This window comes from Stappia indica (assembly GCF_009789575.1).
Classification (GTDB): domain Bacteria; phylum Pseudomonadota; class Alphaproteobacteria; order Rhizobiales; family Stappiaceae; genus Stappia; species Stappia indica_A.
This window is the reverse complement of the sequence record NZ_CP046908.1, coordinates 281,680-296,591: the sequence shown is the minus strand read 5'-3', so window position 1 is coordinate 296,591 and position 14,912 is coordinate 281,680. Positions and strand designations below refer to the sequence as shown.

Here is a 14,912-nt window from a genome sequence, read left to right as displayed (position 1 = left end):
TGCTTGCCGAGAGAACCAGCGGAGCAGATTCTCCATCCGACAGCGGTCGGAGCGGGTTGCGCGTGCGCCGCATCGGCCTCGTGCTGGTCATCGTTTCGTTGATTTCCATCACCCTGACCTTCTTCGTGCTGATGGGCGTGACGCCGATCGCGCCGGACGGTCCCGTCGCGCAGGTTGCGATGGTGATCAACGGCGTTCTCGTCGCCATCCTGTTGCTGCTGATCGGGCTCGAATTTGCAGCGCTGCTGCAGGCGCGCAGGCGAGGGCGGGCGGCGGCTCGCCTGCATGGGCGCATCGTCACGCTGTTCAGCGTCGTGGCGGCGGTTCCCGCAGTTCTTGTCGCCATTCTCGCGACCATCACCCTCGACCGCGGCCTCGACCGCTGGTTCGAGGACCGCACCCGGCTGATCATCGACAATGCGCTCACCGTCGCGCAGGCCTATCTGCAGGAGCACGCCCGCGTGCTGCGCGGCGACCTCATCGCCATGGCCAACGACATCGACCGGGCCAAGGCGGTCTACGACTTCGAGCCGACCCGTTTCGACAGTTTCTTCCAGACGCAGACCACCTTGCGTGCGCTCGGCGGGGCCTATCTGATGAAGCCGGACGGCACGGTGATCACCCGCGTCGTCGTCAACCCGGACGTGGAGGTCATCCTGCCGCCGGTGGAGGCGTTCGGACAGGCGGCGGCCGGCGAGCCGGTGCTGATCGCGCCCGGCGTGTCCAATCTCGTCGGCGGCGTGATGAAGCTCTCCGCCTATGACGACATGTATCTCTATGTCACCCGCGCGATGGACAAGCGCGTGGTCGACTACATGCGTCTGGCCGAGGACGGGGCGAGCCAGTACGGGCGCATGGAGCAGAGCCGCTTCGGCGTGCAGGTGGCTTTCGCGCTCGTTTATACCGGCGTCACACTGGTGCTGCTGCTGTCGTCGATCTGGATCGGCTTCGGTTTCGCCAACCAGCTGGTCTCGCCGATCCGCCGGCTCATCGGCGCGGCCGATCAGGTCTCCAAGGGCAATCTCTATGTCCAGGTGGAGACCGACAAGTCGGCGGGCGACCTTGCCAATCTCGGCACCACCTTCAACAACATGACGGCGCAGCTGCGCGGCCAGCGCGACGCGCTGCTGGCGGCGAACGACCAGATCGACCGTCGCCGCCGTTTCACCGAGGCGGTCCTGTCGGGCGTCACCGCCGGCGTCATCGGCATCGACGATAGCGGCCGGATCACGCTGGTGAACCGCTCGGCTCTGTCGCTGCTCGACGTCAGCGAGAGCGCGCTTCTGGACGAACCGCTCGGCCGCGTGGTGCCGGAGCTTGCCTCTGTCGTGGAGGACGTGCTGGCGCGCGCCGACGACCGGATGACCGAGACGCAGGTGTCGCTGCACCGGCACGGGCGCGAGCGCAGCGTCAACGTGCGGGTGACCAGCGAGCAGTCGACCCGCAGCGAGCACGGCTTCGTGGTCACGCTGGACGACATCACCGACCTCGTCACCGCCCAGCGCACCTCGGCCTGGGCCGACGTTGCACGCCGCATCGCCCACGAAATCAAGAACCCGCTGACGCCGATCCAGCTGTCGGCGGAGCGCATCCGCCGGCGCTACGGCAAGAAGATCGTCGACGACGACCGCACCGTGTTCGACCAGTGCATCGATACGATCATCCGCCAGGTCGGGGACATCGGCCGCATGGTCGACGAGTTCTCGTCCTTTGCGCGCATGCCGAAGCCGACGATGAGCAGCAGCGATCTGCGCACCACCGTGCGCGAGGCCGCCTTCCTGCAGAGCGTCGCCAATCCGGACATTTCGATCCGCACCGATCTCCCCGAGACGGCGGTGAAGGCGCGGTTCGACCAGAGGCTGGTCGGACAGGCGCTGACCAACGTCATCAAGAACGCGACGGAATCGGTGCTGGCGGTGCCGGCCGACAACGGCAGCAAGGGCCGCATCGACGTCACCGTGCACCAGGACGGCGAAACCATCGCCATCGAGGTGGTGGACAATGGCATCGGCCTGCCGGTGGAGAACCGACAGCGGCTGCTGGAGCCTTACATGACGACGCGGGAGAAGGGCACCGGCCTTGGTCTCGCAATCGTCAAGAAGATCATGGAAGAGCATGGCGGCGGCATCGAACTTCTCGATGCGCCGGTGCGGGACGAGAGCGTCGGAGGCGGGCGAGGGGCCATGGTCCGCCTGACGATGGTAAGAAACACGGCGGATCTTCCGTCAGACACAGGCGAGGCGTCCGTGACCCCGGAGACGGTTGCTACAGATGGCGTATGATATCCTGATCGTCGACGACGAGGCCGACATTCGCGACCTCATCGCCGGCATCCTCGACGACGAGGGCTACAAGACGCGCACGGCCGGCGACAGCGACAGCGCGCTCGCTGCCATCCAGGAACGCCGTCCATCCATGGTCGTGCTGGACATCTGGCTCCAGGGCAGTCGGCTGGACGGGCTCGAGCTGCTGGATGCGATCAAGGCGCAGGACCCCGAGCTGCCGGTCGTCATCATTTCCGGCCACGGCAATGTCGAGACGGCGGTCTCGGCCATCAAGCGCGGTGCCTACGACTATATCGAGAAGCCGTTCAAGGCCGACCGGCTGGTGCTGATCACCGAGCGGGCGCTGGAGGCATCCTCGCTCAAGCGCGAGATCAAGCAGCTGCGGCAGCGCAGCGGCGATGCGCCGGAGCTGCTGGGCGCCAGCAGCGCGATGAACAACCTGCGCCACATGATCGAGCGCGTTGCCCCGACCAACAGCCGGGTGCTGATCATTGGTCCCTCGGGCGCCGGCAAGGAGCTGACCGCCCGCACGATCCACGCGATGTCGCAGCGCGCGCGCAATCCCTTCGTGGTGATCAATGCGGCGACGATCACGCCGGATCGCATGGAGGACGAGCTCTTCGGGATCGAGGACACCGAGGGGCGCATCCGCAAGGTCGGCGCGATGGAAGAGGCCCATGGCGGCACGCTCTACATCGATGAAGTTGCCGACATGCCCTACGAGACCCAGGGCAAAATCCTGCGCGTACTGGTCGACCAGACCTTCACCCGCGTCGGCGGCGTCGGCAAGGTGAACGTCGACATCCGCATCCTGTCGTCGAGTGCGCGTAATCTGGAGGGCGAGATCTCCGAGGCGCGCTTCCGCGAGGACCTGTTCCACCGGCTCGGCGTGGTGCCGCTGCAGGTGCCGCCGCTGGCCGAGCGGCGCGACGACATTCCCGACCTGGTCCATTTCTTCATGGAGCAGATTTCGGCCGCGTCCGGCCTGCCGATCCGCAAGATCGGCGAGGATGCGATGGCGGTGCTGCAGGCACACGACTGGCCGGGCAACGTGCGCCAGCTGCGCAACAACGTCGAACGGCTGATGATCCTCACCCGCGGCGATCCGGAAGCGGTGATCACCGCCGACCTGCTGCCGGGCGAGATCGGCGCGGACGTGCCGAGCCTGCCAACCAATGGCGGCGGCGAGCATCTGATGGCGCTGCCGCTTCGGGATGCGCGCGAGATGTTCGAGCGGGACTATCTGCAGGCCCAGATCAAGCGGTTCGGCGGCAACGTGTCCCGCACGGCGGAGTTCGTCGGCATGGAACGTTCCGCCCTGCACCGGAAGCTGAAGTCGCTTGGTCTTTCATAGCCGTTGCGACGTGGTAGGTTCCGGATTGACCGGACACCTTGAAGGGACTTCGATCCGATGAGAGTGGTGATTTGCGGCGCCGGCCAGGTGGGCTACGGCATTGCCGAGAAGCTTGCGGCCGAACAGAACGATGTCTCCGTCATCGATTCCTCGCCGCGGCTGATCAACGCGATCCGCGACACGCTCGACGTGCGCGGTTTCGTCGGTCATGGCGCGCATCCGGACGTGCTGGCGCAGGCCGGTGCCGACCAGGCCGACATGCTGATCGCCGTCACGCTTTATGATGAGGTCAACATGGTCGCCTGCCAGGTGGCCCATTCCCTGTTCAAGGTGCCGACCAAGGTGGCGCGCGTGCGTGCGCAGAGCTATCTGAAGCCGCATTGGAGCGACCTCTTCTCCCGGGACAACATGCCCATCGACGTGATCATCTCGCCGGAGATCGAGGTGGGCGAGATGGTGCTGCGCCGCCTTGCGCTGCCGGGCGCGGTGGAGACCGTGCGTTTTGCCGATGATCAGGTGGTGGTGGTCGGCCTGATCTGCCGGGAGGATTGCCCGGTGGTCAACACACCGCTGCGCCAGTTGACGGAGTTGTTTCCCGATCTCGGCGCCGTGGTCACCGGCGTCTTTCGCGGCAATCATCTCTTTGTTCCCAAGAGCTCTGACACGCTGTTCGTCGACGACCTCGTCTATGTGGTCGCGCGGCGCGACCAGGTGCGGCGGACGCTGGCGATCTTCGGCCATGAGGAGCCGGAGGCGACAAGGGTCGTCATCGCGGGCGGCGGCAATATCGGCCACTATGTCGCGCGCACGCTGGAGCAGCGCCAGTCGGCCGCCAAGGTCAAGATCATCGAGCATTCGCGCGAGCGCGCGCTCAGCATCGCCGACACCTTGAAGCGCGCCGTGATCCTGCATGGCAGCGCGCTCGACCAGACCATCCTCAAGGAAGCCGACATCCAGGACGCGGACACCTTGATCGCGCTGACCAACGAGGACGAGGTCAACATCCTCTCCTGCGTCATGGCCAAGAAGCTCGGCTGCAAGCGCAACCTGGCGCTGCTCAACAATCCGAGCTACCCGACCTTTGCCCATGCGCTCGGCATTGACGCCTTCGTCAATCCGAGGCAAGTGACGATTTCCAAGATCCTGCAGCATGTGCGGCGCGGCCGTATCCGCGGCGTCCATGCCCTGCAGAACGGCGCGGCCGAGGTCATCGAGGCCGAGGCGCTGGAAACCTCGCCGCTTGTCGGCAAGCCCTTGCGGGAGGTCGAACTGCCCGACGGCATTCGCGTCGGCGCAGTCTTCCGCGACGGGACCGTCATCACGCCGGACGGCTCGACCGTGATCCGCGCCCATGACCGCTGCGTGCTTTTCGCCATCGCGGAGCGGGTGCGGCAGGTGGAGCAGATGTTCCGCGTCAGCCTGGAATTCTTCTGATACGCGGCCGGGCTGCCGCGTTCCGCAATCGACTGGAGGAAGCATGAGCCGCATCGCATATGTGAACGGACGCTATGTCCGGCACGCGGAGGCCGCCATTCATATCGAGGACCGGGGCTACCAGTTCGCCGATGGCGTGTACGAGGTCTGCGAGATCTGGCACGGCCATCTCGTCGACGAGCGGCGCCATCTCGACCGCCTCGAGCGGTCGCTGGGCGAGCTCTTGATCCGCATGCCGATGGGCCGGGCGGCGCTGTCGCAGGTGTTGCACGAGGTGGTTCGCCGCAACAAGGTGCGCGACGGCCTCGTCTACATGCAGGTGACGCGCGGCGTGTCGCGCCGCGACCACGTCTTCCCGCCGGCCTCCGTCGAGCCCGCACTGGTGGTGACGGCGCGTTCGTCTCAGCCGGCGGCGGCTGCTGCCCTGGCCGAAAAGGGCGTCTCGGTGATTTCCGTACCGGAGAACCGCTGGGAGCGCGTCGACATCAAGACCGTCGGCCTGCTGCCGAACGTCTTGGCCAAGCAGAAGGCGAAAGAGGCCGGTGCCAAGGAAGCCTGGTTCGTCGATGGCGACGGCATGGTGACCGAAGGCGGCTCGACCAATGCCTGGATCGTCACCAAGGACAACTGTCTTGTGACGCGGCCGGCCGCAAGCGGCATCCTGAAGGGCATCACCCGCCAGGTCGTGCTCGACATGATCGAGCGCAACGGCCTCACTTTCGAGGAGCGGGCCTTCAGCCTGGAAGAGGCGAAGCAGGCCAAGGAAGCCTTCATGACCGCGGCGACGACCGTGGTGATGCCGGTGGTGCGGATCGACGATCAGTCGATCGGCAATGGGCATCCCGGCGAGGTGACGCGAGAGTTGCGACGCATGTTCCATGAAACGGCCGAAGTCAGTGCGGTGTGACTTGAGGCAGGCTGTGTCATATAAACGGGCAGCAATGGCAACGAGGATGCGCTAGACTGGCATCGTGCGCCCGAGGGTCTTCCCCCGGGCTCTTGACGTCGGATCTGCCGGGCGCAATGCTGCGGGCAGCAGGACTGCATGGCGGCAGATTTTGTTTCCGGCTGGGCGCACCAATAAACGACAATGCGAATGCAGGAAAAAATAAAACATGGCTGACCGCGCTCAAAACCTTCAGGACACCTTCCTCAACCATGTACGCAAGCAGAAGACCCCGCTGACGATCTTTTTGATCAATGGCGTGAAGCTGCAGGGCGTCGTGACCTGGTTCGACAACTTCTGTGTTCTTCTGCGCCGCGACGGACACTCACAGCTTGTTTACAAGCACGCAATTTCCACAGTGATGCCGAATGCTCCGGTGCAGCTGTTCGAGCCGGACGAGACCGGCGAGAAGACGGCGGGCTGATTGAAGAACCAGCCCCGCTCGAATCGGAAGGACAAACCCGCGCAGGAACCGGACAATCCGTTCGAGGGCCCGCGCGGGGCCGCTGGCGCGCGCGCTGCCGTGGTCGTTCCCGTGCTCACCGGCCGCCATCGCGATGAGAGCGGTGCCCAGCTTCGTCGCTCGCCCGAGGCGCGGCTTGAGGAGGCGATCGGCCTTGCCGCGGCCATCGACCTCGAGATCGTCTCCAGCGGCATCGTCACGGTCGCCACGCCCAAGCCGGGCACGCTGTTCGGCAGCGGCAAGGTCGAGGAACTCGCCGCCATCGTGAAGGCGGAGGAGATCGAGCTCGTCGTCGTCGACCATCCGCTGACGCCGATCCAGCAGCGCAACCTGGAAAAAGCGCTGCACTGCAAGGTGCTCGACCGTACCGGCCTCATTCTCGAGATCTTCGGCGACCGCGCCAGCACGGCGGAAGGCACGCTGCAGGTGGAGCTTGCCCACCTGAAGTGGCAGAAAAGCCGGCTTGTGCGATCCTGGACCCACCTGGAGCGCCAGCGCGGCGGCCTCGGTTTCGTCGGCGGTCCCGGCGAAACCCAGATCGAGGCCGACCGGCGCCTGATCCAGGAGCGGATCAACCGGCTGGAAAAGGATCTGGAGCAGGTCACACGCACGCGCGAGCTGCACCGGGCCAAGCGCAAGAAGGTGCCGCAACCGGTCGTCGCGCTGGTCGGCTACACCAATGCCGGCAAGTCGACCCTGTTCAACCGGCTGACCCAGGCCGAGGTCTTCGCCAAGGACCTCTTGTTCGCGACGCTCGATCCGACGCTGCGGCGGGTGACGCTGCCGCATGGGCGCGACGTCATCCTGTCGGATACGGTCGGCTTCATCTCCGACCTGCCGACCCATCTCATCGCCGCCTTCCGGGCGACGCTGGAGGAGGTGACTGAGGCCGACCTGATCCTGCATGTGCGCGACATTTCGCACGAGGATACCGAGGCCCAGGCCGCCGATGTCGCCGCGACGCTCAATGCCCTGGGTCTGGAACAGGCGCAAAGCAGCCGCCTGATCGAGGTCTGGAACAAGGTCGACAAGCTGTCCGACGAACACCGGCAGACGCTGCTTGCTGCCAACCGCATCGACGAGGGCCCTGTTGCCGTCTCCGCCGTGACCGGCGAGGGTGTTGCGGATCTTCTGGCGCGGGTGGAGCTGCGGCTGGCCGAGGACAGTCTCGTCTACGAGATGACGCTGGCGCCGGAGGACGGCGAGGGGCTCGCCTGGCTCTATCGCAACACGGATGTGCTGCGGCGGACGGATGGCGAGGAGGGCATCTCCTTGCGCGTGCGCGTCGGCGAGCGCCGCAAGGGCGAGTTCACCGCCCGCTATCGCGGCGCCTTCACCGAGATCGACGAGGACGCGGCGGACTGAAGTCCGCCGCCGCGGCCTCAGGCGTCTTGCGACTTCGCCGCCTGCCAGACCGTTTCCATCTCGTCGAGGCTCATCTCGGCCAGCGTGCGGCCTTCGCCTTCGGCGGCGTCCTCGATGGCTGCGAAGCGGCGACGGAACTTGCGGTTGGTGCGCTTCAGCGCTTCTTCCGGGTCGATTTCGAGATGCCGCGCCAGGTTCGCCACGGCGAAGATGAGGTCGCCGATCTCGCCAGCGATGCGCTCGCGGTCGGGCGTGGTGCCGTCCTCCGCTGCGATCTCGCTCGCCAGTTCCTCGGTCTCTTCGCGGATCTTGTCGAGCACGGGACCGGCGCTGCCCCAGTCGAAGCCGACGCGCGCGGCGCGGCGCTGCAGCTTTTCCGCTTCGGTCAGGGCAGGGAAGATCGCCGGCACGTCGTCGAGGAACCGACGGCGCTCTTCGCCGAGACCTGCCGCCGCCCGGGCGCTGGCGCGCTCCAGCTTCTCCTGCTGCTTGATCTTCTCCCACATGCCCTTGGCTATGCCGGCCGAGCGCGCATCGTCGTCACCGAAGACATGCGGATGCCGGCGGATCATCTTGGCGGTGATCGCCTCCACCACGTCGGGAAAGGCGAAAGCCCCCTGTTCCTCGGAAAGGCGGGCGTGATAGACCACCTGCAGGAGCAGGTCGCCCAGTTCCTCGCGCAGGTCGACCATGTCGCCGCGCTGGATCGCGTCGGCGACCTCGTAGGCTTCCTCGATCGTGTAAGGGGCGATCGTTGCGAAGTCCTGCTCCAGATCCCAGGGGCAGCCGGTCCCGGGCGTGCGCAGGGCGGCCATGATCTCGATCAGTCGCTTGATGTCGCGGTCCGGTGTCACGCTGGCGCCCCTCATATCTGGTCCTGGCGACCGACATAGCATTGCACCGGGGGCGTTCCAAGCGCATGCCCCGCGGCGACAGACAAACGGAACGGAACGGCGATGGCGTCAGTGGCGGACATGGATCTGGAGGTGGCGCCGGGGGTGAGCATCCCGGCCGGCGACCTGTCGGAGAGCTTCGTGCGCGCTTCGGGACCCGGCGGGCAGAACGTCAACAAGGTCGCGACCGCCGTGCAGCTTCGTTTCGACCTTTCGGGCAACCGGACGCTCGCCGAGGACGTCAAGGAGCGGCTTTCCCGCCTTGCCGGCAGCCGGCTGACGCTGGCCGGCGAGATCCTCATCCAGGCCGACCGGTTCCGCACCCAGGAGCGCAACCGCCTGGATGCGCTGGAGCGTCTCGCCGCCTTGGTGCGCAAGGCGCTGGAACGCCCGAAGCCGCGCAAGGCGACGCGGCCGACAAAGGCCTCCAAGGAACGCCGGCTCGCCGCGAAGAAGCAGCGCGGGGCGATCAAGCGGATGCGCTCGGGCCCCGACGACTGATCACCCGGCCGCGGACTTCTCGGCAGAGCTTGCGGCAGGCGCCGTCATCGCCGCCGCGGTCGCCGCGTCGGCCGGAAAGAAGCACTCGATGGTCAGTTCCGACAGGAAGATGTCGAGCGCGGTGCCGAAGACCGTCGTCGTGCTGAGAAAGGACAGGACCGTCTCGCCGGCGAGCAATTCCAGCGGCACGGCGATGCCTGCATGCCTGTCGCGGCCTGCCACCGGCTGCGGTTTTGCGCTCCTCGGCACGGGGTAGGCTCCCAGTTCCTCCACCAGCGCGGCAATCTCGCCATCGCCGGACATGTCGGCCTGCCGGCCCAGCCGCTCCAGCAGATGGGCGCGCCATTCGCGGTAGTTGCGGATGCGCGGGGCAAGGCCGTCCGGGTGCAGGCTGACCTTCAGCACGTTGACCGGGGGCTCGAGCAGGTGCGGTGCGATGCCGTCGAGCAGGGCCAGCGCCGGGGCATTGGCGCGCACCAGGTTCCAGCTGCGGTCGACGGCCAGGGCCGGGTGAGGGGCGCGGCCGTCGAGGATGCGCCCGACCACCTCCATCGCGGCGGCAAGGTCGGGATGGTCCGCGCCACGTTCGCCTGCCTCCGGGGAGAAGCCGGCCGCCACCAGCATCGCATTGCGTTCGCGCAAGGGCAGGGCGAGCTGGTCTGCCAGCCGCGAGACCATCTCCCGGCTCGGCTGCGCCTTGCCGCATTCCAGGAAGCTGAGATGGCGCTGCGACAGGCCCGCCTCGGCGGCCAGCGCCAGTTGGCTGAGGCGCCGGCGGCCGCGCCACTGGCGCAGAAGATAGGGAAAGCTCGCGGGCGGCATCTTCATCATGGCCGGATCGTGCCCGCGATCCTTTCTGACTTCAATGACCTTGGAGGTAATCGCCTTGATGACGTCGCGGTGGTTCTCTCCCGCCATCCAGCCCGGCATGAGGCCGGCCTGCCAGCCAAGGAGAGTTCCCATGTTGCAGATCTTCGACCGCCTGTCCCTTCGCGCCATTCTCGGTCTCGATGCCGTCACCTGCCTTGTGATGGGCGGCCTGCTGCTTGCGGCGGGCGGCCTTCTGGCGCCGCCGCTCGGCCTTCCCGAGGCTCTCCTGTTCTACGCGGGGCTCGTGCTGCTGCCGGTCGCGCTGTTCATGCTGGCGGTTGCAGCGCCGTCAGCCCCGCCGGCAGCGGGCGTCTTCGTGGTCGTTGCGGGCAACTGGCTCTGGGTGGCGGCGAGCATCGCCCTGCCGCTGTTCGGTCTCGTCTCGCCGACGGGGCTCGGCTACGCCTTTCTCGGCGTGCAGGCCGTCGCGGTGACCGTGCTTGCCCTTGCCGAGCAGCGGGCCATGGGGCGCGTGGGGACATCGAGCGCCGCCGCGTGACCGGCGGTTCCGAACCCCTTATCCGGCGGCGCGATCCAGACGCGCCGCCGCTTTTCATCGAGCCTCTTTATTTCCTCGCGCCATGGTATATTTTGGTATCGAAAATAATATGAACAGCCGCATGGCGGCGCGGGAGGACGCGTGTATCTGGGAATCGACATCGGCACGTCCGGGGTCAAGACCGTGCTCATGGACGAGACGGACGCGATCCTTGCCTCCGCCTCCAGCGCGCTGACCGTCTCCCGGCCGCATCCCGGCTGGTCCGAGCAGGACCCGAACGCCTGGTGGGAGGCGGTGGTCGCAACGCTCGACGAGCTTTCCCGCAGCTATCCGTCCGAAATGTCGGCCGTTGCCGGCATCGGCCTTTCAGGGCAGATGCACGGAGCGACCCTGCTCGACGCCTCGCACGAGGTGCTGCGCCCGGCGATCCTGTGGAACGATGGCCGCTCGGAAGCCGAGTGCATGGCGCTTGATGCGCGGGCGGACTTTCGCGGCATCGGCGGCAATCTGGTCATGCCCGGCTTCACCGCGCCGAAGCTGGAATGGGTCGCGCGGCACGAGCCCGAAATCTTTGCCAGGACCGCCTTGGTGCTGCTGCCGAAGGATTACGTCCGCCTGCGCCTGACCGGCACGGCGGCCTCGGACATGTCGGACGCCGCCGGCACCTTGTGGCTCGACGTTGCCCGGCGCGACTGGTCGGACGAGTTGCTCGCCGCAACCGGTCTCACGCGCGCCAACATGCCGAGCCTTGCCGAAGGAACCGATGCGACCGGCACGATCCTGCCGGAGCTCTCGTCCCGCTGGGGCTTTGCGCGTCCACCGGTGGTGGCGGGCGGTGCCGGCGACAATGCCGCCAGCGCCTGCGGCATCGGTGCGGTGCGGCCGGGCGAGGCCTTCCTGTCGCTCGGCACCTCCGGCGTGCTTTTCGTTGCGACCGACCGTTTCCGGCCGAACACCGCCGGCGCCGTCCATGCCTTCTGCCACGCGCTGCCCGACACCTGGCACCAGATGGGCGTGATCCTGTCGGCGACCGACAGCCTCAACTGGCTGGCGCGGGTTTCGGGCTGCGATGTCGCGACGCTGGAGGCGGAGGCCGCCGCCCGCCAGCGCTCCCGGCGCGACGGGCCGCCGGTGCTGTTCCTGCCGTATCTCTCCGGCGAGCGCACACCGCATAACGATGCCTCGGCGCGCGGCAGTTTCGTCGGGCTGTCGCAGGCGCATGACCGGGCCGATCTCGCGCTCGCCGTGCTGGAGGGCGTCGCCTATGCCTTCCGCGACTGCCTCGACGTGCTGTCGGCCGCCGGCACCCGCGTGGAACGCGCCACCGCCATCGGCGGCGGTGCCCGCTCGCGCAACTGGCTGGAGATCCTGGCGACGGTCCTCGGCATCGAGATCGACGTGCCGGGCAACGGGGATTTCGGCGCTGCCTTCGGTGCGGCGCGGCTCGGCCGTGCGGCGGCCACCGGCGCATGCGGTGCGGACCGCTTCACCCCGCCGCCCACGGCGCATTCCATCGGCCCCGACGGGGCCTTGCGTTCCTTCCACGAGGAAGGGCTCGCCCGCTACCGGGCCCTTTATCCGGCACTGAAAGAGGTTCTGCGATGACTGCGTTTTTCGACGGCATTCCCGCCATCCGCTATGAGGGGCCGGAGAGCGAAAATCCCTTTGCCTATCGCTGGTACGATGCCGACCGGCTCGTACTGGGCAAGCGGATGGAGGAGCATCTGCGCTTTGCCGTCGCCTATTGGCACAGCTTCTGCTGGCCGGGCGGCGATCCGTTCGGCGGCCAGACCTTCGAGCGGCCGTGGTTCGGCGAGACGATGGAGATGGCGCGCCTGAAGGCCGACGTCGCCTTCGAGATGTTCGACCTGCTCGGCGTGCCGTTCTTCTGCTTCCACGACCGGGACGCGGTGCCGGAGGGCGCGACGCTCGCCGAGAGCAACCGCAACCTGCAGGAGATCGCCGAGGTCTTCGCCCGCAAAATGGAGACCTCGAAGACGCGCCTCCTGTGGGGCACGGCCAATCTCTTCTCGCACCGCCGCTACATGGCCGGCGCGGCGACCAATCCGGACCCGGACGTCTTCGCCTATGCGGCGGGCCAGGTGAAGGCCTGCATGGACGTGACGCACCAGCTCGGCGGCCAGAACTACGTGCTGTGGGGCGGGCGCGAGGGCTACGAGACGCTGCTCAACACGGACCTGCGCCAGGAGCTCGACCAGATGGGGCGCTTCCTGTCGATGGTCGTCGACTACAAGCACAAGATCGGCTTTCCGGGCGCGATCCTGATCGAGCCGAAGCCGCAGGAGCCGACCAAGCACCAGTACGATTTCGACGTCGCCACCGTCTACGGCTTCCTCAAGGCCTATGGCCTGGAGAACGAGGTGAAGGTGAATATCGAGGTCGGCCACGCGGTGCTCGCCGGCCATTCCTTCGAGCACGAGGTGGCGCTCGCCTCCGCGCTGGGGATCTTCGGGTCCATCGACATGAACCGCAACGACTACCAGTCCGGCTGGGACACCGACCAGTTCCCGATGAACGTGCCGGAAGTGGCGCTGGCGCTCTACTACATCCTCAAGGCGGGCGGCTTCACCACCGGCGGGCTCAACTTCGATGCCAAGCTCCGCCGCCAGTCGCTGGACGCGGCCGACCTGATCCACGGCCATATCGGCGGCATGGACACCTGCGCCCGCGGACTTTTGGCCGCGGCCGAGCTTCTGGAAAAGGGCGATCTGTCGGACGCGATGGCCAGGCGCTACGCCGGATGGCAGGCGCCGGAGGCGGTCGCCATGCTGAAGGGCGAGCGCACGCTGGAGGAGATCGCCGCGCGCGTCGAGCGCGAGGGGATCGATCCGCGCCCGGTCTCGGGCCGCCAGGAATATCTGGAGAACCTGGTCAACCGCCGCCTCTGAGCAGCGGTTCCTCGTCACGCCTGCACGAAAAACGAAAACCGCCGAAGCGTGAGCTTCGGCGGTTTGTCGTTACAGCGGATCGATACGGTCGGTGGGCCGGCGGGGATGCGTGCTCAGCGACCGTTCAGTCCGAGGCGGGCAGCGTTCGAGGCACCGGGCTCGCCGGCGCGGAACGACTGGAAGCGGGCCTGCTTCGCCGCGTCGCCCGACATGCCGAGATCGGCAAGGGTGCGCGGGTCGGTGTCGGCGACCGAAAGCGCATGGACGCGCGTCGCGATGCCGAAAGTGTTGCCGAGTACCCGGGTCAGGTAGGACATGTCGCTCTCCATGTGCTCGAGTTGCGTGTCGTGGCGGCCGGGCGGTTCGCGCGCGGGCGAACTGTCATGCCGCCCTGACCGGGATATGGTCGCATTCGTGCTATCAGGCAAACCAAAAGAACTCATGTATATGATCAATTTCATTGAACTGAAGCGCAAGGAGGCCGAGCCATGGACCTGGTGCCAGGAAAAGGTACGCCGCTGATCGAGATGGACCTCTATCGGACTTTTCTCGTCATCGCGGAAACAGGAAGTTTTTCAAAGGCTTCCGAGGTGATCGGGCGCACGCCCTCGGCCGTCTCGATGCAGGTGAAGAAGTTGGAGACGCTGCTCGGCACTGCGGTTTTCGCAAGGGAGGGGCGCAGTGTCCGCATGACTGCGGAGGGCGAAGCACTGCTCGGTTACGCGCGGCGCATCCTGCTGCTCAACGAGGAGGCGGTGGCGATGTTCCGCTCGCCCTCCATCGAGGGCGAGGTGCGCTTCGGCGCGCCGTCGGATTTCGGCACGCGATTCCTGCCCAACATCCTGACGCGCTTCGCTCGTTCGCATCCGGCGGTCAATGTCGACGTGCATCTCGACGGCAGCCCGCCGCTGCTGCAGAAGCTGAAGGACGGCCAGCTCGACCTGATCCTTTATACGGCGCGGCCCGACAGCGACCTCGCCCGCGGCGGGGAGATCGTCTACACCGAGCCGCTCGCCTGGGCGGGGCTGGAAGGGGGCGTTGCCTATAGCCGCAACCCGCTGCCGCTGGCGCTGTCGGTGTCCGGCTGCCCCTGGCGCAAGGCCGCGCGCATCGCGCTCGACAAGGCCGAGCATCCCTACCGCATCGCCTATCAGAGCTTTCACAGCGCGGGCCAGGAGGCGGCGCTGCTGGCCGACCTCGCCGTTGCGCCGTTTCCGACCAGCGTCATCACGCCGCCGCTGCAGAAGCTCGACGCGCGCCACGGCCTGCCGGAGATCGGCGATTACCACCTGATCCTCAAGGAGGCGGGCAATGCCGGCAAGGCGAGCGATGCCTTCGCCAGCCATGTGATCGCCTGCTTCCGCGAGATGAACCCCGGAAGCTGACGCGCCGT

At 67.0% G+C, this 14,912-nt stretch carries 14 protein-coding genes; 11 read left to right on the top strand and 3 right to left on the bottom strand.

Annotation, left to right across the window (positions count from 1 at the left end):
• The first annotated feature begins 56 nt into the window (after nucleotides 1-56).
• The 6 genes from GH266_RS01415 to hflX all read left to right on the top strand — a co-directional run bounded on the left by GH266_RS01415 (nucleotide 57) and on the right by hflX (nucleotide 7,847).
• Nucleotides 57-2,282: a sensor histidine kinase NtrY-like gene (locus tag GH266_RS01415; protein ID WP_425329557.1), complete on the top strand. Its 2,226-nt coding sequence runs from the start codon at nucleotides 57-59 to the stop codon at nucleotides 2,280-2,282.
• Nucleotides 2,272-3,639, top strand: coding sequence for a nitrogen assimilation response regulator NtrX (gene ntrX, locus GH266_RS01410; protein ID WP_158192302.1), 1,368 nt, complete (start codon nucleotides 2,272-2,274; stop codon nucleotides 3,637-3,639). Before GH266_RS01415 ends, ntrX begins: the two co-directional genes overlap by 11 nt.
• A gap of 57 nt (nucleotides 3,640-3,696) precedes the next feature.
• The gene (gene trkA / locus GH266_RS01405; protein ID WP_158192301.1) at nucleotides 3,697-5,073 is read left to right on the top strand and encodes a Trk system potassium transporter TrkA; all 1,377 of its coding nucleotides are present in this window, start codon (nucleotides 3,697-3,699) and stop codon (nucleotides 5,071-5,073) included.
• A 43-nt stretch (nucleotides 5,074-5,116) separates the two neighbouring features.
• On the top strand, nucleotides 5,117-5,980 hold the full coding sequence (locus GH266_RS01400; protein ID WP_158192300.1) for a D-amino-acid transaminase: 864 nt from the start codon (nucleotides 5,117-5,119) through the stop codon (nucleotides 5,978-5,980).
• A 208-nt stretch (nucleotides 5,981-6,188) separates the two neighbouring features.
• Complete coding sequence (gene hfq, locus GH266_RS01395; RefSeq protein ID WP_067215116.1) at nucleotides 6,189-6,443, top strand: RNA chaperone Hfq; 255 nt, start codon at nucleotides 6,189-6,191, stop codon at nucleotides 6,441-6,443.
• Nucleotides 6,444-7,847, top strand: a complete 1,404-nt coding sequence (gene hflX / locus GH266_RS01390; protein ID WP_158192299.1) for a GTPase HflX — start codon at nucleotides 6,444-6,446, stop codon at nucleotides 7,845-7,847.
• A 17-nt stretch (nucleotides 7,848-7,864) separates the two neighbouring features.
• Here the strand turns inward: hflX and mazG are convergent, their stop codons facing one another.
• Nucleotides 7,865-8,701 carry a nucleoside triphosphate pyrophosphohydrolase gene (mazG, locus tag GH266_RS01385; RefSeq protein WP_158195991.1) on the bottom strand — a complete coding sequence of 279 codons (837 nt, stop codon included), beginning with the start codon at nucleotides 8,699-8,701 and terminating at the stop codon, nucleotides 7,865-7,867.
• 120 nt (nucleotides 8,702-8,821) lie between these two features.
• On the opposite strand from mazG, the gene arfB reads away from it, so the two are divergent.
• Nucleotides 8,822-9,241 carry an alternative ribosome rescue aminoacyl-tRNA hydrolase ArfB gene (arfB, locus tag GH266_RS01380; RefSeq protein ID WP_158195990.1) on the top strand — a complete coding sequence of 140 codons (420 nt, stop codon included), beginning with the start codon at nucleotides 8,822-8,824 and terminating at the stop codon, nucleotides 9,239-9,241.
• On the opposite strand, the gene GH266_RS01375 is transcribed toward arfB, so the two are convergent.
• A complete protein-coding gene (locus GH266_RS01375) occupies nucleotides 9,242-10,204 on the bottom strand; it encodes a helix-turn-helix domain-containing protein (protein WP_244953754.1) in 963 nt (320 codons plus the stop codon).
• On the opposite strand from GH266_RS01375, the gene GH266_RS01370 reads away from it, so the two are divergent.
• The 3 genes from GH266_RS01370 to xylA all read left to right on the top strand — a co-directional run bounded on the left by GH266_RS01370 (nucleotide 10,203) and on the right by xylA (nucleotide 13,519).
• Nucleotides 10,203-10,610: a hypothetical protein gene (locus GH266_RS01370; protein ID WP_158192298.1), complete on the top strand. Its 408-nt coding sequence runs from the start codon at nucleotides 10,203-10,205 to the stop codon at nucleotides 10,608-10,610. The genes GH266_RS01375 and GH266_RS01370 overlap by 2 nt on opposite strands.
• Nucleotides 10,611-10,751: 141 nt before the next feature.
• Nucleotides 10,752-12,215 carry a xylulokinase gene (xylB, locus tag GH266_RS01365; protein WP_158192297.1) on the top strand — a complete coding sequence of 488 codons (1,464 nt, stop codon included), beginning with the start codon at nucleotides 10,752-10,754 and terminating at the stop codon, nucleotides 12,213-12,215.
• Nucleotides 12,212-13,519: a xylose isomerase gene (xylA, locus tag GH266_RS01360; RefSeq protein ID WP_158192296.1), complete on the top strand. Its 1,308-nt coding sequence runs from the start codon at nucleotides 12,212-12,214 to the stop codon at nucleotides 13,517-13,519. Before xylB ends, xylA begins: the two co-directional genes overlap by 4 nt.
• Before the next feature lie 113 nt (nucleotides 13,520-13,632).
• Here the strand turns inward: xylA and GH266_RS01355 are convergent, their stop codons facing one another.
• Nucleotides 13,633-13,836 carry a hypothetical protein gene (locus GH266_RS01355; protein ID WP_158192295.1) on the bottom strand — a complete coding sequence of 68 codons (204 nt, stop codon included), beginning with the start codon at nucleotides 13,834-13,836 and terminating at the stop codon, nucleotides 13,633-13,635.
• 171 nt (nucleotides 13,837-14,007) lie between these two features.
• Here GH266_RS01355 and GH266_RS01350 point away from each other — a divergent pair, with 171 nt between their 5' ends.
• On the top strand, nucleotides 14,008-14,904 hold the full coding sequence (locus tag GH266_RS01350; RefSeq protein ID WP_158192294.1) for a LysR family transcriptional regulator: 897 nt from the start codon (nucleotides 14,008-14,010) through the stop codon (nucleotides 14,902-14,904).
• Nucleotides 14,905-14,912: the final 8 nt, after the last annotated feature.